Below are 26,215 nucleotides of genomic sequence, written 5' to 3'. Positions count from 1 at the left end.
TCTAACAGTTTGACAAACGTTTTTTTGTATTTTTGCAGGAAATTAACGAAAAACGAAAAAATGCAACGCGACGAACAAATTTTTGACCTTATACTAGAGGAACAAGACAGACAAATTCACGGACTAGAACTTATCGCTTCTGAGAATTTTGTAAGTGATGAAGTAATGGAAGCAGCTGGTTCTGTTTTAACGAATAAATATGCTGAGGGATATCCCGGCAAAAGATACTACGGCGGTTGCGAAGTAGTTGACGTTATTGAGCAAATTGCGATTGACAGAGCTAAAGAATTATTTGGTGCTGAATATGCAAACGTACAGCCTCACTCAGGTTCTCAGGCAAATACAGCAGTTTACCATGCTTGTTTAAATCCTGGTGATACTATCTTAGGTTTCGATTTATCTCACGGTGGTCACCTGACTCACGGTTCTCCGGTAAACTTTTCAGGTCGTTTATACAAACCGGTTTTTTACGGCGTAGATGCTGAAACAGGTCGTTTGGATTATGATAAAATTCAGGAAATTGCGACTAAAGAACAGCCAAAATTAATCATCGCAGGAGCTTCGGCTTATTCCCGTGATATGGATTTTGAGCGTTTCAGAGTAATTGCTGACAGCGTAGGAGCAATTTTGTTTGCAGATATTTCTCACCCTGCAGGTCTTATTGCAAAAGGATTAATGAACGATCCAATTCCACATTGTCATATTGTTTCTACAACAACACACAAAACATTACGCGGACCTCGTGGAGGTTTGATCTTAATGGGGAAAGATTTCGAAAACCCACAAGGATTAAAAACGCCAAAAGGAGAAATCAGAATGATGTCTTCTTTATTAGATTTAGCCGTTTTTCCCGGAAATCAAGGTGGACCTTTAATGCACATCATAGCTGCTAAAGCGGTTGCTTTTGGTGAAGCGCTAAAAGATGAGTTCTTTACTTATGCAATGCAATTGCAGAAAAATGCAAATGCTATGGCAGATGCTTTTGTAAAAAGAGGATATAACATTATCTCTGGCGGAACTGATAACCATATGATGCTTATTGACTTAAGAAATAAAAATATTTCTGGTAAAGAAGCGGAGAATGCATTAGTAAAAGCAGAAATTACAGTAAATAAAAATATGGTTCCATTTGATGATAAATCACCATTTGTAACTTCAGGAATCCGCGTTGGAACAGCTGCAATCACCACTCGTGGTTTAGTAGAAGAAGATATGGAAACTATCGTAGCCTTAATAGATAAAGTTCTTACGGATCACACCAATGAAGCAGTTATCGAAGAAGTAGCCAATGAAGTAAATGAAATGATGAGCGAAAGACCGATTTTCGTTTACTAATAAAAAGTTTCAGGTTTAAAGTTTCAAGTTTAAAGTTTTGTGACGCGTATAAAAACGTTATGCAAAACTTTAAACTTTTTTCGTTCCTAAAAGAACCTGAAACAAAGAAAACTTGAAACTTGAAACAAAACAAACAAAAGACTATGGGCGTATTAAGATTACAATTGCCAACAGATCCGAGATGGGTTAATATTGTTGAGAAAAACATAGAAGAGATCTTAACAGATCACGCCTGGTGCGAGCAAAAAGCAGCAACAAACGCGATTACGATTATTACCAATAACTCTGAACATCAGGACTTGGTAAAAGATTTATTGGCTTTGGCCAAAGAAGAAATCGATCATTTTGAGCAGGTTCATAATATTATCATCAAAAGAGGACTAAAATTAGGACGAGAGCGCAAAGACGATTATGTAAACGAATTGTATCAGTACATGAAAAAAAGCGGCGACGGAAGCCGTGTTTCCGGCCTGGTAGAAAGACTCTTGTTTTCTGCCATGATCGAAGCCAGAAGCTGCGAACGTTTTAAAGTCTTATCGGAGAATATTCAGGACGAAGAACTGGCTGTTTTTTACCGGGATTTAATGGAAAGTGAAGCAGGACATTACACTACTTTCATCACCTACGCCAGAAAATACGGAGTCGGCATTGACGTTGAAAAACGATGGAGAGAATGGCTGGCATTTGAAGAATCTATTATTACCAACTACGGAAAAGGAGAGACTATTCACGGGTAGTTTTTTTGAGTCTCAGTTTTCACGTTTGTCACGTTGAGCGAAGTCGAAACGCGTTCCAATTAGAAAACTTTGTAATCTCTGCGAAACAAAAAATCCGTGTTAAATCCGCGTTTTCGCTTTAGCGAATCCGTGTAACCCGCGTTCAGATAATCGAAAAGTTTTATAATCTAAAATCTAAAATCAGCACTCTAAAATTCCTTACATTTGAAAGTAACGAAAATTGAAAACCATGAGAATAGAAAGTGATTTAAAATTAGGATTTAAAGATGTAATGATCCGACCAAAAAGATCAACGCTCAAAAGCAGATCTGAAGTCTCTTTAGAACAGAATTTTAAATTTTTACACAGCACTACAAACTGGACGGGAATTCCGATTATGGCTGCCAATATGGATACTGTCGGTACTTTCGAAATGGCGGAAGTTTTGGCCAAAGAAAAACTTTTTACGGCAATTCACAAACATTATTCATTGGAAGAGTGGAATATTTTCCTTAAAAAGGTAACACCGGATTTCTACGATTATATTGCCATAAGCACCGGAACAGGTAAAGAAGATTTTGAAAAAATCGGTCAGATTATAACGGCAAATCCGTTGCTGAAATTTATTTGTATTGATGTTGCCAATGGTTATTCGGAGCATTTTGTTCAGTTTCTGAAACAAACCCGTAAACAATATCCGGACAAAGTTATTATTGCCGGGAACGTTGTAACCGGCGAAATGGTTGAGGAACTATTATTGGCCGGAGCAGATATTGTAAAAGTCGGAATTGGCCCGGGCTCTGTTTGTACCACACGTGTAAAAACAGGAGTTGGTTATCCGCAGCTTTCAGCCATTATAGAATGTGCTGATGCAGCTCATGGTTTAGGCGGGCACATTATAAGTGATGGCGGCTGCAGTACTCCCGGCGATGTGGCTAAAGCTTTTGGCGCAGGATCCGATTTTGTAATGTTGGGCGGAATGTTAGCCGGACATACCGAAAGTGGAGGAGAATTAATCGAAATTAACGGTAACAAATTCAAACAGTTTTACGGAATGAGTTCCACAACAGCAATGGACAAACATGTCGGTGGCGTGGCAGAATACAGGGCAAGCGAAGGAAAAACAGTTCAGGTTCCGTATAAAGGAAAAGTTATAAGCACCATTTTAGATATTTTAGGCGGTTTGCGAAGTACCTGTACTTACGTAGGTGCTTCACGACTGAAAGAATTAACAAAACGAACCACTTTTATAAGGGTAAGTGAACAGGAAAATCAGATTTTCAATAATTAAAAATACTTTTTAGAATAGATATGATTACAATTTCAGAAGCGGGTTTAAAGGATATAAAAGTAATTCAGGAAATAGCAAATATTACCTGGCCTATTACTTACGGCGAGATTTTATCGAAAGAGCAATTGAATTATATGCTGAATATGATTTATTCGGATGAAGCACTAACGGCTCATTTTCATAACAAAGAGCAGCTGTTTTATCTGATTGCAGATAAACAAACTAATTTAGGTTTTATCGGAATTGAACATCAGTACAAAGGGGAATCTACCACGAGAATTCATAAAATATATCTTTTGCCGGAAACACAAGGCAAAGGAATTGGGAAAAAAGTAATTGAAGAAATTGAAAAATTAGCTTTAGAAAATAAATCAACAGCACTATCCTTAAATGTAAACCGATTTAATTCGGCTTTAGGTTTTTATCAAAAAATAGGTTTTGAGGTTATTGAGGAAGTAAACATCGACATTGGAAACGGTTATTTGATGGAAGATTATGCGATGCAGAAGCAATTGTAAGTATTTAAAAAATAATTTACAGCATTAAATAAAAGACCTGAATTCATATAAAAATTGAAATCAGGTCTTTTTTTGTTTAATGTGATGTTCGGTTATTCTTTCAGATCATATTCCTCGTTAATCTGTTTGGTAATCGTTTCTCCGGACTGGATCAGATTATTATATCTTTCATAAATCTGATTCCACGAAATAAGATTTTTTGGAATAATCTCGCAAAGTCGCAAAATCGCAAAGTTTGTACTTACTTTTTTTAACTTGGCTTCTTTGAGCCTTTGCGGGCATTTTGCATTAAATCTAAATAGTTTAAAGTTATATCTCACAAAGTTCACAGCGTTTTCGATTAAATGAGAATAAAAGACACTTTTATTCTCATTAACTCACAATAATATCATGTTTAAATAGCAGTCCTTTAATTTCTTTCAAAGCAAAAACAGCTTTCTTTAATTTAGTTTTCGATGGATCAATGGTGTAATTGTAGCTGGTTTTAAAATCGGCTTTATTCGCGATCGCTTTATCGAATTCAGAGCGGTATAAATCACAATTATCAAAAAGTACGCTTGTCAGATCTGTGGCCATAAAATCTACCGCAATCAAACTGCAATTCGTAAAAGTTGTTCCTTTTATTTTTAGAGTATAAAACTTCGAAAAGTCTAAAATGCACTCGTAAAAATGGACTTCAAAGATCAGTTTGTCGCACATGGCAAAATTCACTTCCTTAATTTCACAACGGTTAAAAGTGGCTGTTCGGAAAGCGACGTAATTGATTTTGGCTTCATTGAAAATACAATCATTAAAAACACAATCGATAAAGGTAACGGCTAAAAAGGTGCAGGCTGAGAAGTTGCAGTTATTGAAAACACAACATTCAAAGTCCTTGAAATTGGCATCGTCTCTGCCATAAGTAATGGTATTGTATTCTTTATCAAGGAAATATTCGGATTGTTTTTTCAATGCTTTTCAATGCTTTTTAATCGTTATTTGAGAGTGAAAAGATAATAATTACGTTGTTATTGGATACGTTTTGGCTTGTTATTTTTAAAATGTAAATGAATTTATAAGAATTTAACTGTGAATAATTTAATATTTAAATTTTAAAGTACTTTTAGTCATAATAAATTCATAATAATAAATTATTGTGATTTGTATTCTGAACTCAATTGTTATTTTTGTTGTATATACATATATCAATATGAAATTACTTATAGTCGAAGACGAACCCAATCTTTTATCCATTTTACGTAAAGGATTTGCTGAAAATAATAATGAAGTAAGTGTTGCCCTTGATGGCAGAACAGCTTTGGAAATGATTCATAATTATTCGTTCGATGTTGTAATTTTAGATGTAATGTTACCCGATATCAACGGAATTGAAATTTGCAGGAGATTACGGGCCAGTAAAAATTTTGTTCCCGTTTTGCTTTTAACAGCACTTGGAACTTCAGAAAATATTGTAACAGGACTGAATGCCGGAGCCGATGATTATTTGGTAAAACCTTTTAAATTTGGAGAACTCGATGCAAGGGTAAATGCCTTAAACAGAAGAGCCAATCAGGATACGGAAAAAATAGATACCATCGTCATTAGTGATTTAGAAATAAACGGAAGGGCCAAAACTGTAAAAAGAGACGGAGAACCTATTGTTTTAACCGCCAAAGAATTTAAGTTACTCTATTATTTAGCCAAAAATAGTGGCAGAATTGTATCCAGAGATCAGATTTTAGATAACGTCTGGGATATAAATTTTGATATGAACACCAATGTTGTCGATGTTTACATCAATTATTTAAGAAAAAAAATAGATAAACCTTTTGCAACCAAGCTTATTCACACGATGAAAGGTTTAGGTTATGTGATACAGCCTTAATTATGGATATAAGAAAAAAAATTACGGTTACTTATGTAGCGCTTTCTACTTTTAGTACACTATTATTGTGTATTGTCGTTTTTGTTTTGTTTCGGGAAAATAACCGATATTACTTCTTAAAACGATTAGAAGACAGAGCCAAAATTGTAGCGTCAATTCATTTTCAGAAAGATCCTGAAAAGATCAAATATTACAGCAATCTTAAAAAAAATGGCCTGGAAGAACTTATCGAAGAAGAAGAATTTGTGCTTAAAATAAACAGTGCAAACAGTTTTGATTATAATACAAACCTGAATTTACCGAATAAATTTTATACCAACGTCTTAAAAACCGGAAGAGACTTTTTTGAAATTGACAATAAATATTACTTAGGACAGGTCTTTACAGAAAACCATCAAAAATATATTGTGATTGTTGGTGCGAGGGACAGAAAGGGAACCACGACAACCATTTATATTGTAAAAATCATGCTCTTTGGCGGTATTGCTTTTGTATTTCTGGCCTTCTTTTTAGGTCGTTTTCTGGCAAAACGGGTCATAAATCCGGTAGCAAGAATTACGAGAGAAGTCAATAGAATTAGTGCCTCAAACCTGCATAACAGATTGCCTGAAGTCAAAAACTCAGATGAAATCTCAGATCTTACAGCCACTTTTAATGATATGCTGGACCGTTTGGAAACCTCTTTTGAGATACAGGCAAACTTTATTAATAATGCTTCCCATGAGTTAAAAACACCCATTACGACAATTATTGCAGAGTCTGAGATCATGCTTCTGAAAGAAAGAGAAGTGCCGGAATATATTCAGTCTCTCGAAAATATTTACAGTCAGGCATCAAGATTAGGAAATCTGACCGAAAGTTTGCTCAAACTGACCCAAACGGGTTATGACGGAAAAAAGCAGGTTCTCGATATTGCCCGAATTGATGAATTATTGATGGATGTAAAATCAGATCTGGATAAAATTTTCCCGGATAACCGCGTGAGCATTAAACTTAATTTTGCGCCTAAAGATTCTAATTTATTATTGATTCCGTGTAACAAGCCTCTTTTAGAGCTGGCCATCAATAATATTATTACCAATGGAGTGAAATACTCCGATAATAATGAAGTTTTTGTGTCGCTTTCCGCTACTAGTGACTGGATTAAAATTGCCATAAACGATATCGGAATCGGAATTCCGCCGGAAGATATTCCACACTTATATGAACCTTTTTTCAGAGGGAAAATTGCAGCCAAATATATCGGCTACGGTTTAGGACTTCCTCTGGCTTCTAAAATTATCCGCATGCATGGTGGGGAAATACAGGTACAATCCGAACAAAACAAAGGTACTATCGTCACCATTATTTTTAAGAAAGACAAGACCGGAAAAATCAAAATTAAAAAATCTAATGTTGAATCTTAGAAAATTCTAATTTTAACTTAAGACCCTTCTAATTTGCAGGGAGTTATTTTGTAGGTATAAACTAAACAAGTATACTTATGAAAAATTTCCTTATACCCACCACTTTAAAAGAAGATACGATCAGCGCTGTTAAATCAGCTGTAAATCAGGCGAAAAACACCAATTGTGAAATCGTTTTAATGATGACTTCAGATGCTCCCGACTCTTTTTCATCTTCCCAGTTTTTGCGTGAAATGAGAGTTGGCCTTACCTCAAGCCAGGAAGAAGTCCTGGAAACCTGCCGCTATATTATTGAACATTCTGCCAACTGCAAAATAAAAGTTCACAACCAATACGGACTTTCATCACCGGTTTTCAAAGGAATTATTGATGCTTTTGATGTGAAGCTGGTCATTCTGACGCATTCTTATAAACAAGAAACAAAACGTATTCACCAATATCTGGTAAAACTAGCCGGAAACCAAAGATGTCCTATTTTACATTTAGGAACAGAAGCTGTCAAAGAAGATTTCAACAAAGCACTTTATATCGAAAACAGTAATGCGAACATGCATGTCAAAGATGTTCAGCAGTTTCTGAGCCAGAATTTCTCTTATGAAATTGTAAGTCAAACGGCCAATTTTGATGAGAACTACGAACAATTTGCACCTTATCTATCGGAAGCCATTTCAAAGTACGACATTGATTTGCTGGTGGAAACACGCAAAGGTGAAAAAATCAAATTCAAAAAATCTAAAAAAGAAAACGTAAACGATAAACTTGGACTTCCGGTGTTGTCACTTTATGAAATGGTCTAAATAGCCAATTTCAAAAAACACATAAGTTTAATTTAAAACCCAAAATATGTTATTAAAGAAAAGAATTCCAATGAGGTACGTTCTCGGAAAAATTAAAGTAGAATTAGGGCTTGTGATGGCTTACACAATTTTGTTTGAAATTTTCCATCATTATTTTATCAATGTTTCTATTGATATTCCAATTGCTATTCCGACAATGGTTGGTACTATTATATCCTTATTACTGGCCTTTAAATCAAACCAGGCGTATGACAGATGGTGGGAAGCCCGAATTATCTGGGGTGCTATTGTAAACGAATCCAGAACGCTGGTAAGACAAGTACTGACATTCTATAAAGACCCGGATTTTTCTGTTGAGGCAAATGAATTCAAGGAGAATTTTACCAAAAGACAGATTGCATGGTGTTATAGTTTAGGACAGGCATTACGAAATAAAGATGCTATAAAACCGCTCAGAAACCTGATAAGTGAAGAAGAGTTAAGCTTTATAAAAAATCATCAGAACATTCCAAACGCTATCTTGTTATTACACGCAAGAGATCTTAGAATTGCCAGAAAAGAGAAGAGATTCAATACGTATCAACAAGTAGAAATAGACAATACTTTGACAAGATTGTGTGATGCAATGGGGAAATGTGAACGTATTAAAAATACGATTTTCCCAACGACCTACAGTATGTACATCAGAATGACATTATGTTTATTTATTCTGTTATTGCCTTTCGGATTGATTAGTTTACTGAGCTGGTTTGCAATTCCATTAATTACAATTATTGGAGGTACTTTTTTCTTAATTGAAAAAATGGCTATTCACTTGCAGGATCCTTTCGAGAACAGACCTACAGATACTCCGGTTACCGCTATTGCCAATACAATCGAAAAGAATTTAATGCAGATGCTGAATGAATATCAAAGCGAATTTGATATCATAAAAGAATTTGATCTTAAACCGGAATCGAAAAAAGCGGAAAACGACGCTTACTTTGTTTTATAATTAATTTTTTGGTCACTTAATTGTTATTTCCAGACAGGCAGCGCTGTTTATTGTTTTTTTGCTGCCTGTTTTTTTTATTTATAACGAGAGCAGTTTGCCCAGCGTTTGTATGGATTGTCGCAATTCATTGGTCCAGGGCAGGCCAAAACTCAGGCGCATGCAATTGGAAAACTGATCCTGAAAAGAGAAAATCCTTCCCGGAGCAATGCTGATATGATGTTTCATTGCCAGATGGTAAAAATCGGCGGTATCTATTTTTTTATCCAGTTCTACCCAAAGAAAAAATCCCCCCTGTGGCTGACTCACTTTTGTTCCTGTCGGAAATGATTCCAGAACCGTGTTGATGTAATTATTGCAATTATGATTCAGGATCTGACGAATTTTTCGGAGATGATTCTCATAGCGTCCGTTTTTAAGAAAATCACCCACAACTTCATGTGTGATGGTAGGAGAGGAGAGCGTATGATAAATTTTATTTCTCAGGATTTCCTTTTTAAATTTCCCCGGCGAAACCCATCCTACGCGATAACCCGGAGCCAGTGTTTTGGATACTGAACTGCAGCAAAGCACAATTCCGCTTTCGTCATAGGTTTTGCAATTGGTTGGCCGGCTGGAGCCAAAATACAAATCACCATGAATATCGTCCTCGATTAAGGGAACATTATAAAATTCCATTAATCGGACAATCTCTTTTTTATGCTCCACAGGCATCATGCTTCCGGAAGGATTGCTGAAATTACTCATGAGCACACAGGCTTTTACTTTTTTGGTCGAAATGGCTTTTTTTACAGCATCTAATTCTATTCCTGTGGTCATATTGGTTGGTAATTCCATAATATACAAGCCCAATGATTTTGACAATTGCAGCAGGCCAAAATAAACCGGACTTTCAATAATAATGGTGTCTCCCGGTTTAGTTAGCGTCATTAAACAATGCGAGATCGCACTTGTACAGCCCGGTGTTGTAATAATATCCTCTTCGGTAAGCGACCCGCCCCAGGTAAAAGACCATCTGGCGATTTCGCGCCTCAGATTCGGATTGCCCTGTACTTCTTCATAACTCGTTCCGCTATTGGGCAAGGAACGCATCGCCTGAATCATTCCTTTGTTTAATTTTGCAATAGGAAGAAGTTCATTCGAAGGAAAACCCAAAGAAAGCATCGTTATATTTTTATCGGTCATATTGCCGTAAACCTGATCGATTAAATCCTCCCGGTCAATATTCAGGCATTTTAAAACCGGACTGCTTGAACTGGGTTCAGCGATTACTCTTGCAGAAGTATTACTCACATAATAACCCGACTGAGGCCTTGATTCGATCAGAGAACGGCTTTCGACTTCGTAATATGCCTTACTGACAGTGCTCATGCTGTAACCGGTTTCAGAACAGACTTCCCGAATCGAGGGCAGCTTGTCTCCAACATTCAGAACACCCGATTTTATCTGCTTTTCAATTCGGTCTGCAAACTGAAGATATAAGTAATTGGAATTTTTCATAAAAGAAACTGTTATGGTGCAATTTACAAAAACTGTATCTGTATTGCTGTATTATTTTTATGAAATTTGCTTAATCAGAAAAATTAACCAAAAACAAACCCCGTGAAAACAACAAAATATTATTTAGCAGCGATTACCTCTTACACCATTTGGGGATTTTTTAGCCTGGTGCTAAAACCTATTCATGAATACCCTTCGTTGGATATTTTGTTCAACCGCGTTTTTAGCTGCAGTATACTCATGTTATTGATTGCTTTTACTTTTAGGAGAAAAAGCATCACAGAAACAATCGCGACTTTTAAAGCCTTATCAAAAGCAGAAAAAAGAAAAACACTATTATTAAATTTCGGAGGCAGCTTTTTTCTAATGGCAAACTGGTTTACATTTATTTATGTAATGAATCATGTCAGTGTAAAAGCAACATCATTAGCGTATCTGGTATGTCCAATTTTAACCACGCTTCTGGCCTATTTTCTGTTGCATGAAAAATTGTCAAAAACACAATGGATTTCCGTTGGGCTTAGTGTTTCAGGCTGCTTATTGTTGTCCTACGCTAATATTATGGATATGTTTTTCAGTATTATAATTGGGTTAACCTATGCATCCTATTTAGTAAGCCAGCGTGTCAATAAAGGGTTTGATAAATTTATCATCCTTACGTTTCACATTACTTTGGCCGGATTGGTTTTGCTGCCTTTTTATCCGGTTTACAGTGGTCCGGTACCAACAGAATTTAAGTTTTATTTCTGTATTGAAACCATTGCCATACTGTTTACTATTTTTCCGTTGTTTTTGAATTTATACGCGCTTTCAGGACTTAATTCTTCTACTGTCGGAATGCTTTTAAATATTAATCCGATGATTGCTTTTGCGCTGGCCGCTTTTGTTTTTAATGAGCAGATTAACAGCTTACAGGTTCTGGCATATGGTATTATTTTCATTGCAGTTTTGGTATTTAACTCCCATCATCTTTTTGCCTTGAGAGCGAAATATTTGCCGGTGACTAAAAATACATAATTTCGAAAAAGTAAAATTACCACAATCTTAACAGCATATTAAAACAGGAATGATTATTTTTCATTTCTGTTTTTTTTGTTTTATCGAAAGACAGTTGAAATTTAATTTCCACAAAAGCACAATATTATTTTATGAAAAATACGAAACTACAAGCCTTTATACCTTTATTTTATCTGGTGTGGTCCGATGATCTTCTGACACAGAAAGAGTTTTCGACTTTACAGGAATTTATTCGTTCCCTTACTTTACTTTCGCCTGAAGAACAGCAATATTTGCTTTCTAAAGTTGATATTTCAAATCCTCCTTCCCGAAATGAACTCGCAGATTGGAAACTGGATATAGAGAAAAGCATTAAAGATAAATCATCTATAAAATCTGTATTTGATATAGCAGTGGCTCTTTCGGATACTCATCTGGATATTTCAACATTAGAAGCTGATTTTACAAAACTCGAAAATGATCTGGGCGTTTTAGGTGAAGAAGTCATTCAGAATTTCAAAACAAAAGCGGAGTCCTTTACGGCCAGTTCCCAAACCAACAGTAATTTTGACATTCAAAAAATCACCGAAATTTTAGACGGAAAAGAAGCTTCAATTATTAAAAAGGTAAAATCGGTCATTTCTAGATCGGAGTTCGCTTATGAAACTTCAACAGATATTAATGTATATCGCGAGACGGTATACAAATGGTGTAAAATCCTGGCCGATGAAAATCTCGGAAACATGGCTTATCCAAAGCAGCATGGAGGAGGAGAAAACATAGCCGATTATTTTGCTATTATGGAAACCCTGAGTTACCACGATTTAAGCCTGGTAATCAAATTCGGAGTCCAGTTCGGACTCTGGGGAATGAGTGTTCAGTCGTTAGGAACAGAGAAACATTACGCAAAATATTTAAAAGATATTGGATCATTGAAGCTTCCCGGCTGTTTTGCCATGACTGAAACACATCATGGTTCCAATGTAAAAGGGCTGGAGACTACGGCGACTTATAGTCACGGAAATCAGACTTTTACGATACATACGCCCAATAAAAATGCACAAAAAGAATATATCGGTAACGCAGCGGTTCATGGACAAATGGCAACTGTTTTCGCCAAACTGATTATTGATGGTCATGATTACGGCGTAAACGCTTTTGTGGTGCCTTTGCGCGATACAAACGGCAATACTTTATCAGGAGTTACCATTGGCGACTGCGGTCATAAAATGGGATTAAACGGCGTTGATAACGGAACAATTAGTTTTGACCAGGTTGAGATTCCAAAAGAAAACATGCTGGATCGTTTTGCTTCCGTCAACGATAAAGGAGAATTCGAAAGTCCGATTCCGAGTGATAACAGACGTTTTTTTACGATGTTGGGCACTTTGGTTGGAGGACGAATCGGAATTCCGCGTTCGGCTTTGGCCGCTGCTAAATCAGGACTTACAATTGCCATTCGCTACAGCAATCAGCGCAGACAATTTGGTCCTGAAGGAGGTTCTGAAGTGCCGATTTTAAATTATCGAATGCACCAACGAAGATTATTGCCGCATTTAGCAAAAACCTACGCGGTACATTTTGCCTTGCAATACCTAACGAACCGTTTTCTGAACAGAACCGAATCGGAAATGCAGGAAATTGAAGCTTTGGCGGCCGGAATGAAATCCTATTCGACCTGGAGTACCAGAGATATTTTGCAGGAATGCCGGGAAGCTATCGGAGGAAAAGGATATTTGTCTGAAAACCGAATTGATGCCCTAAAAAACGATACCGAAATATACACCACTTTTGAAGGTGACAATACCGTTCTGATGCAACTCGTTGCTAAAAACCGCTTGTCTGAATTTAGAAAGTCCTTTGGCGAAATGGGATCTTTGGGCATTATTAATTATGTCTATGAAAATGCAAAAACCGCTATTGCTGAGAAAAATCCAATAGCCACCCGCAGAACAGATGACGAACATTTATTGGACGATCAGTTTCATCTGCAGGCATTCGTTCACAGGGAAAAAACAATTCTGGCATCGGCAGCAAGACGTATCAAAAAACTGATTGACGAAGGTCTGGAAGCTTATGATGCTTTTAATGTCGTGCAGCACCAAATGATAGATGTAGGGCAGGCTTATCTGGAACGTATTGTTTTAGAGCAGTTTCAGGAAGCCATAAAAGCGGTTGAAGACGAAAACTCAAAAGCAATATTAATAAAACTGAATCAGCTGTATGCACTTGCCCAGATCGAAAAAAACAAAGGCTGGTATCTCGAAGACGGTTATATGGAAGCGGTAAAAACCAAAGCTATTCGTAAAATGGTCAATCAGCTTTGCTGGGATATTCGTCCCGATGCCGTATCATTGGTTAATGCCTTTGATATTCCGGAAAGTTGCCTGGCAGCACCTATTGCAGTTAATTAAGAATATAGAGTAAAGAGTAAAGAAAATAGACTTTTTTAAGAGCTCTGTCAAGGTTTTAAACTTTGACAGAGTTTTTTTTAGCCCAAAGTTTGTCATTTCGACGAAGGAGAAATCAGACTCGTAATTCGACAAAGATTGGTGACTTTGTTTGCGTAGTTTCTAGTGTGATTTCTCCTTCGTCAGAAATGACACAAAATGACACAAATGAGAAAAATCTGCTCAATCTGCCAAATCTGCGTGAAATAAAAAACTTTAATGAACTTACATCACTTACATGGTAAATAATTCCTATTACCAGTTTCCTTTCAAACCTTCTTTTAAGGCAGCATTGTATTTTTCAAGATCGAAACTATACAAATCAGGTGCTTTGTGCGCGCCTCCTTTTCTCGATTCGTCTAATTTTGTGAGGATATCGTAACGCAGAATTTTTCTGTAAAAATTTCCCCGGTTTAATTTCTTGCCTAAAATGGCTTCATATAATTTTTGCAGTTCCGGCATGGTAAATTTCTCAGGAAGAAGGTTATAACCTATCGGATGATTGTTTAATTGTTCCCGAAGCGTAAGTAAAGCCCTTTCGAAAATAGTTCTGTGGTCCATCATAAATTCGGGCAATTCGGCAATAGATTTCCATTCACAGGCAGTAGAATAGTGATCGATAATTAATTTCACATTGGTGTATTCGGCCAAAGCATAATACCCGATCGAAACAAAGCGCTGTTTATTCCAAAGTGTATCAGCATATCCCTCAAAAGCACTTTCAGAACGTTTTAAATTTCCAAAAGTATAAAATTGCTGCAAGTAGATATTTTCAGTTCCGGTTCTGTCTTTCAGGATGCGTATTGCGGCATCATCTACATTCTCTTCTTTACCGACATACCCGCCGGGAAGTCCCCAGCTGAACTGATCTTTCATTTTAAGCAGCAACACCTGAAGCGTCGTTTCGTGAAAACTGAAAATAACGCAGTCAATAGAAAGCGTCGGAATATATTTATTCCAGGACTCTTCGGATTGCTGTTCAAGTATTCTTTTAAATTCCATTTGGCAGAAGTATTTCCAAATTTAGTTTTTTGAATGGAACAAGTCAAATTATTTAAAATTTTTCTGACAATTTATTCTTCGCATAAAAAAATATTTGATTTTCAAATTTGTTATTTCACTGTCTTTTCGTTTACTGTTTTTTTAAAGTAAAATTAATTTTTCGGCTAATTTCAATATTTTACGCAAACGAAATAGCTGTTTTTGCACTTCATTTTGATAAATCGGTTATAGATTTTATTTTTTCTTTTCTTTTCATTTTTAAATGCTATTAATTTGATAATGAAAATTATACGGTATTTATTTGCTGATATGAGAAATTGTAATTAATATTGCTTCATAAGGAAGCAATGAAATTTCACAATTAATAAACTGATTGGAAAAACAGCAGAAATTACAAGGATTTTTAAACTAATGAACTAATCTCTACAGCATGAAACACAAAATTATAAAAACAGCGAGAGTATCACTTTTGACCGCATTGGTACTTTCAAACTTATCCTTTAATACAGTGACGGATGATATAAATGAACCGCCGTTAATTACCATTAAAGGTTTTACGTTTAAAGATTTCAATAAAAACGGAAAATTAGACCCGTGGGAAGATACCCGACTTTCTGTAAATACAAGAATTGACGCGATTATAAAAGAAATGACCAATGCAGAAAAGGCAGAACTGCTTATCGGAACCGGAATGCCGGGAATAGAAGTACTTACGGGTCCTATTGGAGATTCTAAAAAAGGGTTGGTTCCGGGAGCTGCCGGCGGAACTGCTGCTTTTGAGCGTTTCGGAATTCCAGCCACAGTTGTTGCCGATGGCCCAGCGGGTTTAAGAATTCAGCCAACCAGAGATAATGATACAAAAACCTATTATGCAACGGCATTTCCGGTTGGAACGGCTTTGGCTTCGACCTGGAATAAAGCGCTTTTGGAAGAAGTTGGAAAAGCAATGGGTAATGAGGTAAAAGAATATGGTGTTGACGTTTTATTGGCACCAGCTTTAAACATCCACCGAAATCCTTTAAACGGGAGAAACTTCGAATATTATTCTGAAGATCCCCTGATTTCAGGAAAAACGGCAGCAGCAATCGTAAACGGAATTCAGTCGCAGGGCGTGGGAACTTCGATTAAACACTTTGCAGTTAATAATGAAGAAACCAACCGTTTAACAATTAATGCGCATGTATCTGAAAGAGCGATTCGAGAATTGTACTTAAAAGGTTTTGAAATCACAGTGAAAGAATCGCAGCCGTGGACTGTAATGTCATCTTACAATAAACTTAACGGCGAATATACTTCTGCCAGAAAAGATTTACTGACTGAAGTTTTAAGAAACGAATGGGGTTTTAAGGGTATTGTAATGACAGACTGGTTTGGCGGTTTTCCGGGATTTGAAAGTATTAGAGATGGTTCAAATTCTGAAGTAGTAAAACAAATGATTGCCGGAAATGATCTTTTGATGCCAGGAATTCCGGTACAGAAAAAGGCATTATTAGAAGCCTTAAATTCAGGAAAACTTTCTCAGGAAGTGGCAAATACAAATACAAAAAGAATTTTAGAATATATTTTCCGCACCCCAACTTTTGCAAAATACAAATACAGCGATAAACCTAATTTAACAAAAAATGCCGAGGTAACCAGAAATGCAGCGGCTGAGGGAATAGTTTTGCTTAAAAACACCAATAGTGCATTACCTTTTGCCGACAAACAAAAAGAAGTTGCTGTATTTGGCGTTACGTCTTATGCGTGGATTACAGGCGGAACCGGAAGCGGTAGCGTAAATAACAAACACACGGTTTCCCTTTTAGAAGGTTTAAATGCTGCAGGTTACAAATTAGATAAGGAATTAGTTGATTTGTATAAACCATACGCTGATAAAGAAGTACTTGCTGAAAAGGAAAGAAGAAAAGAAAAAGGAGTTATGGCTTTGCCTGAAAGACTTCCTGAATTGAAATTGGATGATGCTTTTATTGCTAAAAAAGCGGCAAGTTCTGAAATTGCATTCGTGACTTTGGGAAGAAACTCTGGAGAGTTTAACGACAGAGTTGTTGATAATGACTTTAATCTGGCCACAGAAGAACTTGAAATGCTGGATAAAATCTCAACTGCTTTTCATGCAAAAGGAAAAAAAGTAGTGGTGATTCTAAATATCGGCGGAGTAATCGAAACAGCATCGTGGAAAGATAAAGCAGATGCTATTTTATTAGCGTGGCAGCCAGGGCAGGAAGGCGGACATTCGGTTGCGGATGTCGTTTCCGGGAAGATCAATCCGTCCGGAAAACTGACCATGACATTTCCTGTAAAATATGCGGATACGCCTTCAGCCAAAAACTTTCCGGGAATTCCTGTCGATAATCCAAAAGAAGTGACTTATGAAGAGGGAGTGTATGTGGGCTATCGTTATTTCAGTACTTTTAACATAAAACCATCGTATGAATTCGGCTATGGAAATTCGTATACGACTTTTGATTATTCGAATGTGAAAGTAAACGCTCCGGTTTTTAAAGATAAACTGACAGTTTCAGTTACAGTCAAAAATACCGGAAAAACATCCGGAAAAGAAGTTGTTCAGGTCTATCTTGCTGCTCCGTCTAAATCTATTGACAAACCAAAAGAAGAATTGAAAGCTTTTGGCAAAACCAAAGAATTAAAACCAGAGGAAAGCCAAACCCTGACTTTTGCACTATCGCCAAAAGATTTAGCATCATTTTTAGAAAATAAAAGTGCGTGGATTGCCGAAGCCGGAACGTATAAAGTTTTGGTGGGAGCCTCTTCTTTAAACATCAAACAAACAGCTGAGTTCACCGTAGCAAATGAAATTACGGTGGAAAAAGTAAAGAAAGCTTTTGAATTAGACAACAAATTCACAGAATTGAAACCGTAATTTATCGACGATTTTAATTTTGAAAAGTATAGTTCCGTTTATAAGTTTCGTATGAATTTATAAACGGAACGATTTTTTTATACCATTGCCTTATTAAAATAATTTGATTTTTCGAAATCCTGAATATTGATCGAAATCACCGGAACTTCCGGAAGAATCGAAGCTAATTTAGTTACAATTACTTTGGAAAGATTTCTTTTTTGATCGTCATTCCGGCCTTCCATAATATATCCGAAAACATGAATAAAATCATCCAGCGTATTTCCATTATTATAAAAAGCAAAAGGATTGATACGGACTTTTATTTCAGATTCCACAAAAAGTCCCGTTGCTAAAGCTGAATTATAAACTTCCTGCATTATTTCGTCGGCAGATTTTAACCGGATTACGTTTTCAGAACAATCAATGATAAAATGTGGCATCTGCATGTAGTTTAGTGTGTAGAGAATTTCATTGAGACAAAATTAGCAAACATTATCCGGATTTGACGGAAATGGGTTTTTATAAATCATTTTTATACCATCACTTTCTTATATTTGTAATTCTGTTTTATCTTTTATTAGTTTGAAAAATTATTTTCTTTTTGTTTTAACCCTTCTTTTTTGCTTCCCTGTTTGTGCATCGGATAGTACAGCTACTATTTTGAGTAAGCTGAATGATGCTTTGAGAAATAAACAATACTATGTTAAGTTAAAAGAAGAACGAATTCTGAACTTCAAGAAAATCAAGTCCGACGCGTTTACCAAAGAACAGGAATACAATTACAATAAAACGTTATATAACGAATATCAGAAATTCAATTCCGATTCGGCTATTTTTTATGTTAAGAAGAATGTGATACTTGCAGCAGCACTTCAAAATAAAGATTTATCAGATTTGGCAGCATTGCAACTAGCCAATCTGTATTCTTCATCAGGAAAATATCGCGAATCCGAGGCTATTCTTAAAAGCATCAATAAAAAAACATTAAGCCAGTCGTTGCTGCCCAACTATTACGTGGTTTACCGGGAGTTTTTTGAGCATTATAATGCCAATAGCACCAGCAAAAAATACATTGAGCAAATAGGCAAATACCGAGATTCTTTGCTAAGCGTTCTCCATCCGGAATCACTGAATTTTAAAATTACTCAGATTCAGAAAAATATTTTTGACAAAAAGTTTGCTGTTGCCGAAAAGCAATTAACAGTTTTATTGAAAAATACCAAAGAAGAAGATTCGCAATATGCAATGATTACCTATCTTTTTGGCAGTATTTATGAAACAACGCATCAATTAGAATTAAGAAAAAAATATTATGCGCTTTCTTCTATTGCGGATATCAAAAATGCTATAAAAGACAATGCATCGCTTCAGGAACTGGCGTTGGTTTTTTATGAAATAGGCGATGTAGATATGGCATATAAGCTGACGCAATCCGCTATTGAGGATGCACTTTATTGCAATGTACAGTTTCGTACCCTTTTGATGTCAGAAGTATATTCAATCATCAATACCGTATATTTAGAGAAAGAAGCAAAAAGAAAAACAGAATTACAGCTTTATCTTTTATGCATCAGTTTACTTTCCTTATTTCTGATTGTAGCGGTTATTTATGTGTACAAGCAAATGAAAAAAGTATCCCGAATTCGTGGGGAACTTTATGAAACGAGCCAGAAATTAGCCGAATTAAACAAAGATATTACCGAAACCAACAGTCAGTTGCAGGAACGTAACGCGCAATTGTCAGAATCCAATCATATCAAAGAAGAATACATTGCGCATTTCTTCAGCCTTTGTTCGGCTTACATTAATAAATTAGAAAATTACCGCATCATTTTGAATAAAAAGGCTACAGCCAAACAATTTGATGAAATTTATAAAATGCTGAAATCAACAACCTTGGTTGATAATGAACTGGAGGAATTGTATAAAAACTTTGACATTATCTTTCTGAATCTTTATCCGACATTCGTCAAAGATTTTAATGACTTGCTCATAAAAGAAGAACAGATCGTTTTAAAGCAGGGAGAATTACTCAATACAGAACTTAGAATTTTTGCACTGATCCGACTTGGGATTACCGACAGTGTGAAAATTGCTGCCTTTTTGCGTTACTCTCTAAGCACTATTTATAATTACCGTACAAGAGCCCGAAATAAAGCCGCAGTTTCGCGAAATGATTTCGAGGAAATGGTCATTAAAATAGGTTTAATATCCTTGAAAGTATAACGATTTATTTTAAAACCACTACTTTTTTCTACATTTAAATTTTGTTAAGTCTTTGATTTTAAATATTTTGATTTTTTAAATCACTACTTTTTTTCGTTTAAAAATGTAACGTGTACTATAACGTTTTAGCTTTACAATATTATTATAAGGTACTTTTGACTACTAGAGTACACCGCCAAAAATAAATGCTTTAATAAATTAATAGTTATGTTTAAAAACCTTAAAACAGTTGTTGTTTTAGTTTTATTAAGTTCATTCGGATTGAATGCACAAAATAAAGTTCCTGTTTATCTGGATGATAAAAAAACAATCAATGAGCGCGTAGAAGATGCGCTTTCGAAAATGACCATTGATGAAAAGATTGCCATGATTCATGCACAATCTAAATTTAGTTCACCGGGTGTTCCGCGTTTGGGAATTCCTGAAAACTGGATGACAGATGGACCACACGGAATTCGTACGGAAGTTTTATGGGACGAATGGGAACAGGCAGGATGGACAAATGATTCCTGTATCGCATTCCCTGCATTGACGGCACTTGCTGCAACATGGGACAAGGAATTATCGTCACTATACGGTAAATCAATAGGAGAAGAAGCACGTTTTCGTAATAAAAATGTACTGTTAGGCCCCGGAGTAAATATTTACAGAACGCCGCTAAACGGTCGTAACTTCGAATATATGGGAGAAGATCCTTTCCTGACTTCAAAAATGGTGGTTCCTTATATTAAAGGAGTTCAGTCTAATGGAGTAGCTGCCTGTGTAAAACATTTTGCCTTAAACAATCAGGAAACGAACCGTAATAGTGTAAACGTAATTGTGGATGACCGTGCGTTGTACGAAATTTATTTACCTGCTTTTAAAGCAGCCGTTCAGGAAGGTGATGCGTGGGCCATAATGGGATCTTACAACAAATACAAAGGGCAGCACTGCTGTCATAATGAGTTTTTACTGAATGATATTCTTCGTGGAGAATGGGGTTTCAAAGGAGTTGTAATCTCAGATTGGGGAGGAGTTCATGATACCAAACAAGCCATTCATAATGGTCTGGATATGGAATTCGGTTCCTGGACTAACGGACTTACCTGGGGAACCAGCAACGCTTATGACAACTATTATTTAGCAAAACCATATTCAACCATGATTGCTAAAGGAGAAGTGGGAACTAAAGAACTGGACGATAAAGTACGTCGTATTTTACGCTTGTCATTTTTAACGACCATGAATAAAGAACGACCATTCGGATCTTTCGGAACAAAAGAACATGCCGATGCAGGTTTAAAAATTGCCGAAGAAGGAATTGTCTTATTGCAAAACAACAATAATATCCTGCCAATCAATCTTTCTAAAACTAAGAAAATTGCAGTTATTGGAGAAAATGCGATCAAAATGATGACCGTTGGTGGAGGAAGTTCTTCGTTAAAAGCCAGATACGAAATTACGCCACTGGAAGGATTAAAGAAAAGAATCGGAAATCAGGCTGAAATTGTCTATGCCCGCGGTTACGTTGGAGATCCGACAAGTAATTATAACGGAGTTGTTGCCAAAGTAAGTTTAGAAGAAAAACGTTCTCCGGCTGAATTAACTGCTGAAGCTTTAAAAGTAGCAAAAGACGCTGATATTGTCCTTTTTATAGGAGGTTTGAATAAAGCTCCAAATCAGGATGATGAAGGTCACGATCGAAAAGGATTAGAACTTTCGTATGGTCAGGATGAATTAATTTCGGAGTTAGTTAAAGTCAATAAAAATGTAGTTTTTGTAAACATTTCAGGAAATGCCGTGGCAATGCCGTGGGTAAAAGAAGTTCCCGGAATTGTTCAGGGATGGTTTTTAGGTACTGAGGCAGGAAATGCTTTGGCTGCTGTTTTGGTTGGAGATGTGAATCCATCCGGAAAACTGACCTTTACTTTTCCTGTAAAATTAACGGATAACGGAGCGCATGCCTTGGGAGAATTCCCCGGTGGAGAAGAAGTAACGTATAAAGAAAGCATTTTTGTCGGATACCGTTGGGCTGACAAACAAAAAGCAAAACCATTATTCGCTTTTGGACATGGTTTAAGCTACACCACTTTTGAGTACGGAAAAGTAACGGCGGATAAAAAGCAAATGGCTGCCGGAGATCAAATTACGTTTTCTGTAAAAGTAAAAAATACAGGAAACAGAGAAGGAGCGGAAGTAGTTCAGCTTTATATCAGTGATTTAAAATCTTCTTTGCCTCGTCCAATAAAAGAATTAAAAGGTTTTGAGAAAGTTTCGCTTAAAGCGGGAGAAGAAAAGACAATTACTTTTACAGTAGACAAAACAGCTTTAAGCTTTTTCGATGATAAAAAACACGACTGGGTTGCAGAACCGGGAGCTTTCGAAGCTTTAATTGGTGCTTCGGCTGTTGACATAAAATCTAAAGTGGGTTTCTCACTTCAATAATTTCATTAAATTTCTAAACTTGGTTGGTTTGTAAAGCTGCAATGGTAAAACTTGCAGCTTTAATTTTTATAAAACAGAAATTAAATGTAAAAAGTAGCTGCGAAAAAGTAGCTATGAAAAGTTTTGCATCTCAAATAAATTTTAATAAAAACATAAATGAAACGAATACTAATATTTACAGCCGCGTTCTTTTTATTTCAGAATGTTTGCGCACAAAGCCTGAATAAAATGCAATGGTTTAATGAACCTGAAAAATGGGAAATTAAAAACAATGCATTGCTTATGAATGTTACGGCAAACAGCGATTACTGGCGTATTTCGCACTACGGCTTCACCGTTGATGATGCTCCGTTTTATTATGCCAGTTACGGTGGAGAATTCGAGGCAAAAGTAAAATTAACAGCAGATTATAAAGCCCGTTTTGACCAAATGGGACTGATGATTCGTGTGGATGAAAAAAATTACATCAAAACCGGAGTTGAATTTGTAGATGGAAAATTCAATATCAGCACCGTTGTAACGCATGACAAAAGCGATTGGAGTGTTACAACTTTAGACAAAGCACCGCCTTTTGTATGGATAAAAGTAGTGTGACGATTAGATGCTGTTGAAGTTTTCTTTTCTTATGATGATAAAAATTATATCCTGGCCAGAAATGCACCATTGCAGGATAATACGCCTGTTATGGTAGGTTTAATGGCCGCATCCCCGGATGGAAAAGGTTTTGAAGCTAAATTTGAAAATTTCAAAGTAACGCATTTACCGGATCAGCGCAGAGCAGAATGGCTTAAAAATCACCAGTAAAGTCAGGTCTGCAGTTCTCAGTTCTCAGTGGCAGTTTTCAGTAAATTGAGAGTAAATGTAACTAGATAATTAGACAATAAGATAACCGTGTTTAAAACGCAACAAACTTTGTGTGCTTTGCGTAAAACCTAGCGGACTTTGCGGTGAAAAAAACATTAAACTACCAAAATATATTTTATGAATTATAAGTTGTAAAGTGTTTTAACTCACAACTCACAACTCATAACTCATAACTCATAACCCATAACTTCTAACCAATGAATATTGATATAAAACCAAAAAAGCATTATGAAATTCTGGACGGTTTACGTGGAGTAGCAGCGATTTTAGTAGTTGCTTTTCACATTTTTGAAGCCTTTTCAGGAGGAAACCGTTTTGTACAAATTATCAATCACGGCTATCTGGCTGTTGATTTCTTTTTTCTTTTGTCCGGATTTGTAGTCGCTTACGCGTATGATGACCGCTGGGGAAAAATGACCCAATGGGAATTTTACAAGAGACGATTAATCCGTTTGCAGCCCATGGTGATTATGGGAATGATCATTGGAGCCTTACTCTATTATTTTCAGGCTTCGGATATTTTATTTCCGATGATTGCCGGAATGGAAGTTTGGAAAGTAATCCTAACCATGATTATCGGGTTTACTTTACTTCCAATTCCACCTTCAATGGAAATTAGGGGCTGGGGAGAAATGCATCCTTTAAATGGTCCGGCGTGGTCGCTTTTTTTTGAATATATCGCTAATATCCTGTACGCGCTGATTTTTCGTAAATTTTCAAATAAAGTACTTGCTGTTTTTGTTTTACTATTTGCAGGAATGGTAATTAATTATACCGTTTTTGGACCAAAAGGGGATGTAATCGGCGGCTGGTCCTTAAACCTGGAGCAGCTGAATGTTGGTTTTATCCGTTTGTTATATCCGTTTTTTGCCGGAATATTGCTTTCCCGTCTTGGAAAACTTATTCATATAAAAGGCGCTTTTTGGATCTGCAGCTTGATGATCACGGTAATTCTGGCCCTGCCAAGATTTGGAGATGAAAGCAGTTTATGGATGAATGGGATCTACGAATCGCTTTGTATTATTGTATTGTTTCCCTTAATCGTTGCTATTGGGGCAGGAGGAGAAATAAAGAATCCATTCTCCTTAAAAATCTGTAAAGTTTTAGGTGCTATTTCATATCCGATTTACATTACGCATTATCCTCTTATTTACTGGTACACCGCCTGGGTGGTAGACAATAAAGTTTCGATACAGGACGGATATCTGCCAGGAATCGGGGTTTTGATTGCCAGTGTAATAATAGCTTATTTATGCTTGAAATTATATGATGAACCAGTTCGTAACTGGCTTCAGAAAAGGTTTCAGAAAAGGCTCAAAGAGGCATAGGTTCAGAGGCGCAGAGGGAAAACCTTTGATCCTTTGGACCTCTGAACCAACCTAACAAACAAAAAAAGGGATGAAACTTTAAAAATTTCATCCCTTTTCTATTTAGTCAATCAGAGAAAACCTTAGCCCCTCTGAACCTCTGTAACTTAGAACCTTTTTAAAAGATTTACTCTAAAACCAATGCCCCTAAAGCTTCTTTACTAAATCCTTTTAGTTCATCTGTTTTACCGGCTTTGATTTTGGCAACCCAGTTCGGATCCGATAAAAGAGGTCTTCCAACGGCAACCAAATCAAAATCACCTCTGTTGAAACGTCTGTTTAATTCTTCAAGAGAAGTTGGTTCAGAACTTTCACCTGCAAAAGCACCGAAGAAATCTCCGGAAAGACCAACAGAACCTACCGTAATGGTTGGTGCTCCGGTTACTTTTTTAGCCCAGCCTGCAAAGTTCAGATCAGAATTTTCGAATTCCGGTTCCCAGAAACGACGTTGAGAACAGTGTAAAATATCGACACCCGCATCCACAAGCGGAGTAAGCCAGGCTTCTAATTCCTGTGGATTCTTGGCCAGCTTATAATTATAATCAGAAGGTTTGAATTGAGAAAAGCGCATAATAACGGCAAAATCAGGACCTACTTGTTTTCTGACTTCCTTAACTACTTCAATCGCAAAACGGTTACGTTCCGGCAATGTTTTTCCACCATAAATATCCGTACGTAAATTCGTTTCAGCTCTAAAGAACTGGTCAATCAAATACCCGTGTGCCCCGTGAATTTCGATGGTATCAAAACCTAATCTTTTAGCATCAGCGGCAGCTTTACCAAAAGCAAGAATTGTATCTTCAATATCTTTTTCAGACATGGCAATACCGTTTCTGAAATCAGGTCGGTTTAATCCGGAAGGACCTTCAAAAGGAACAGGCGGTACCCATCCGGAATGGTGGTTATCCATAATTCCCATATGCCAGATTTGAGGACCCATTTGTCCACCGGCAACATGAACTTCATCAATCACTTTTTTCCATCCGTTTAAGGCTAAATCTCCATGAAAATGAGGGACATTAGCATCGTTTGAAGAGGAAGGTCTGTCGATAACAGTTCCTTCGGATAATATTAAACCAACTTCACCTTCTGCTCTTTTTTGGTAGTAAGCAGCTACTTCATCCGTTGGAATTCCGTTTGGAGAAAAAGAGCGCGTCATTGGCGCCATTACGATTCTATTTTTAAGATTTAACGTTTTTAAGTTAAATGGCGAAAACAGGTTGTTTGTACTCATAGTAATTTACAAATTAGATTGAATTAATTTACTGAGTGCTTCAAAGGCACCTTCGTTGCGTTTATAGTAAGTCCATTGTCCGACGCGTTTAGATTCTATAAATCCGGCGCGTTGTAAAATAGACAGGTATTCAGATACTGTTGATTGCGTTAAGCCGGCTTTGGCCTGTATTTGCCCAACACAAACTCCGTGTTCAAATCCTGCGTGCTGGAGCTGATCCGGAAAGTTGATTTCAGGTTCTTTCAGCCATTCCAGCATTTGTAATCTGGACTTATTAGATAATGCTTTAAAGATTTCTATATTTTCCATGCCGCAAATATATCGACTTTTCCCGATATACCAATTTAAAGAAAAATATTTGGCAAAATTTT

General features: G+C 36.5%; 21 protein-coding genes and 1 pseudogene. 15 read left to right on the top strand and 7 right to left on the bottom strand.

Annotated features, from left to right (window positions below):
* The first annotated feature begins 60 nt into the window (after positions 1–60).
* From glyA to HAV12_RS15215, 4 genes are all read left to right on the top strand, one after another.
* Positions 61–1,335, top strand: a complete 1,275-nt coding sequence (gene glyA / locus HAV12_RS15230) for a serine hydroxymethyltransferase (RefSeq protein WP_171570410.1) — start codon at positions 61–63, stop codon at positions 1,333–1,335.
* A 143-nt stretch (positions 1,336–1,478) separates the two neighbouring features.
* Positions 1,479–2,072 carry a tRNA-(ms[2]io[6]A)-hydroxylase gene (locus tag HAV12_RS15225; protein ID WP_171570409.1) on the top strand — a complete coding sequence of 198 codons (594 nt, stop codon included), beginning with the start codon at positions 1,479–1,481 and terminating at the stop codon, positions 2,070–2,072.
* 229 nt (positions 2,073–2,301) lie between these two features.
* The gene (locus HAV12_RS15220) at positions 2,302–3,342 is read left to right on the top strand and encodes a GMP reductase (protein WP_171570408.1); all 1,041 of its coding nucleotides are present in this window, start codon (positions 2,302–2,304) and stop codon (positions 3,340–3,342) included.
* A 20-nt stretch (positions 3,343–3,362) separates the two neighbouring features.
* Positions 3,363–3,860, top strand: coding sequence for a GNAT family N-acetyltransferase (locus HAV12_RS15215; protein WP_171570407.1), 498 nt, complete (start codon positions 3,363–3,365; stop codon positions 3,858–3,860).
* A 92-nt stretch (positions 3,861–3,952) separates the two neighbouring features.
* On the opposite strand, the gene HAV12_RS15210 is transcribed toward HAV12_RS15215, so the two are convergent.
* Positions 3,953–4,180, bottom strand: a complete 228-nt coding sequence (locus HAV12_RS15210; RefSeq protein ID WP_205423324.1) for a hypothetical protein — start codon at positions 4,178–4,180, stop codon at positions 3,953–3,955.
* Between the two features lie 52 nt (positions 4,181–4,232).
* Entirely contained in the window at positions 4,233–4,811 is a 579-nt protein-coding gene (locus HAV12_RS15205) for a pentapeptide repeat-containing protein (RefSeq protein WP_171570406.1), read from the bottom strand.
* Positions 4,812–5,049: 238 nt separating this feature from the next.
* Here HAV12_RS15205 and HAV12_RS15200 point away from each other — a divergent pair, with 238 nt between their 5' ends.
* The 4 genes from HAV12_RS15200 (at position 5,050) to HAV12_RS15185 (ending at position 8,921) form a co-directional block, all read left to right on the top strand.
* Positions 5,050–5,724 carry a response regulator transcription factor gene (locus HAV12_RS15200; RefSeq protein WP_171570405.1) on the top strand — a complete coding sequence of 225 codons (675 nt, stop codon included), beginning with the start codon at positions 5,050–5,052 and terminating at the stop codon, positions 5,722–5,724.
* A gap of 2 nt (positions 5,725–5,726) precedes the next feature.
* Complete coding sequence (locus HAV12_RS15195; protein WP_171570404.1) at positions 5,727–7,130, top strand: HAMP domain-containing sensor histidine kinase; 1,404 nt, start codon at positions 5,727–5,729, stop codon at positions 7,128–7,130.
* A gap of 77 nt (positions 7,131–7,207) precedes the next feature.
* On the top strand, positions 7,208–7,927 hold the full coding sequence (locus HAV12_RS15190; RefSeq protein WP_171570403.1) for a hypothetical protein: 720 nt from the start codon (positions 7,208–7,210) through the stop codon (positions 7,925–7,927).
* Between the two features lie 46 nt (positions 7,928–7,973).
* On the top strand, positions 7,974–8,921 hold the full coding sequence (locus HAV12_RS15185; RefSeq protein WP_171570402.1) for a bestrophin family protein: 948 nt from the start codon (positions 7,974–7,976) through the stop codon (positions 8,919–8,921).
* A 78-nt stretch (positions 8,922–8,999) separates the two neighbouring features.
* Here HAV12_RS15185 and HAV12_RS15180 read toward each other — a convergent pair whose 3' ends face one another.
* Complete coding sequence (locus HAV12_RS15180) at positions 9,000–10,418, bottom strand: PLP-dependent aminotransferase family protein (protein ID WP_171570401.1); 1,419 nt, start codon at positions 10,416–10,418, stop codon at positions 9,000–9,002.
* Positions 10,419–10,520: 102 nt separating this feature from the next.
* On the opposite strand from HAV12_RS15180, the gene HAV12_RS15175 reads away from it, so the two are divergent.
* Together HAV12_RS15175 and HAV12_RS15170 are read left to right on the top strand one after the other, a co-directional pair.
* A complete protein-coding gene (locus tag HAV12_RS15175; RefSeq protein ID WP_171570400.1) occupies positions 10,521–11,435 on the top strand; it encodes an EamA family transporter in 915 nt (304 codons plus the stop codon).
* 131 nt (positions 11,436–11,566) lie between these two features.
* Positions 11,567–13,828 carry an acyl-CoA dehydrogenase gene (locus HAV12_RS15170; RefSeq protein WP_171570399.1) on the top strand — a complete coding sequence of 754 codons (2,262 nt, stop codon included), beginning with the start codon at positions 11,567–11,569 and terminating at the stop codon, positions 13,826–13,828.
* Positions 13,829–14,119: 291 nt separating this feature from the next.
* On the opposite strand, the gene HAV12_RS15165 is transcribed toward HAV12_RS15170, so the two are convergent.
* Complete coding sequence (locus tag HAV12_RS15165; RefSeq protein WP_171570398.1) at positions 14,120–14,866, bottom strand: NUDIX domain-containing protein; 747 nt, start codon at positions 14,864–14,866, stop codon at positions 14,120–14,122.
* Between the two features lie 430 nt (positions 14,867–15,296).
* Between HAV12_RS15165 and HAV12_RS15160 the strand changes: the two genes are divergently transcribed.
* Complete coding sequence (locus tag HAV12_RS15160) at positions 15,297–17,747, top strand: glycoside hydrolase family 3 N-terminal domain-containing protein (protein WP_171570397.1); 2,451 nt, start codon at positions 15,297–15,299, stop codon at positions 17,745–17,747.
* 77 nt (positions 17,748–17,824) lie between these two features.
* On the opposite strand, the gene HAV12_RS15155 is transcribed toward HAV12_RS15160, so the two are convergent.
* On the bottom strand, positions 17,825–18,169 hold the full coding sequence (locus HAV12_RS15155) for a 5-carboxymethyl-2-hydroxymuconate Delta-isomerase (RefSeq protein ID WP_171570396.1): 345 nt from the start codon (positions 18,167–18,169) through the stop codon (positions 17,825–17,827).
* A 220-nt stretch (positions 18,170–18,389) separates the two neighbouring features.
* Between HAV12_RS15155 and HAV12_RS15150 the strand changes: the two genes are divergently transcribed.
* The 4 genes and pseudogenes from HAV12_RS15150 to HAV12_RS15135 all read left to right on the top strand — a co-directional run bounded on the left by HAV12_RS15150 (position 18,390) and on the right by HAV12_RS15135 (position 24,571).
* Positions 18,390–19,955, top strand: a complete 1,566-nt coding sequence (locus HAV12_RS15150; RefSeq protein ID WP_240345172.1) for a DUF6377 domain-containing protein — start codon at positions 18,390–18,392, stop codon at positions 19,953–19,955.
* 207 nt (positions 19,956–20,162) lie between these two features.
* Positions 20,163–22,379 (top strand): glycoside hydrolase family 3 C-terminal domain-containing protein, encoded by a 2,217-nt coding sequence (locus HAV12_RS15145; RefSeq protein WP_171570394.1) that lies wholly within the window; start codon positions 20,163–20,165, stop codon positions 22,377–22,379.
* Positions 22,380–22,535: 156 nt separating this feature from the next.
* Positions 22,536–23,183: pseudogene (locus tag HAV12_RS15140) on the top strand (DUF1349 domain-containing protein).
* Between the two features lie 257 nt (positions 23,184–23,440).
* A complete protein-coding gene (locus HAV12_RS15135; protein WP_171570393.1) occupies positions 23,441–24,571 on the top strand; it encodes an acyltransferase in 1,131 nt (376 codons plus the stop codon).
* 166 nt (positions 24,572–24,737) lie between these two features.
* Here the strand turns inward: HAV12_RS15135 and HAV12_RS15130 are convergent, their stop codons facing one another.
* Both HAV12_RS15130 and HAV12_RS15125 read right to left on the bottom strand, forming a co-directional pair.
* Positions 24,738–25,844 carry an NADH:flavin oxidoreductase gene (locus HAV12_RS15130; RefSeq protein ID WP_171570392.1) on the bottom strand — a complete coding sequence of 369 codons (1,107 nt, stop codon included), beginning with the start codon at positions 25,842–25,844 and terminating at the stop codon, positions 24,738–24,740.
* A 6-nt stretch (positions 25,845–25,850) separates the two neighbouring features.
* On the bottom strand, positions 25,851–26,153 hold the full coding sequence (locus HAV12_RS15125) for a helix-turn-helix transcriptional regulator (RefSeq protein ID WP_041518777.1): 303 nt from the start codon (positions 26,151–26,153) through the stop codon (positions 25,851–25,853).
* Positions 26,154–26,215: the final 62 nt, after the last annotated feature.

Origin of the sequence: Flavobacterium sp. CLA17, from assembly GCF_013112255.2 — a bacterium.
GTDB lineage: Bacteria > Bacteroidota > Bacteroidia > Flavobacteriales > Flavobacteriaceae > Flavobacterium > Flavobacterium circumlabens.
Note: the sequence above shows the minus strand (reverse complement) of the source record. Positions and strands in the feature narration are given on the sequence as shown.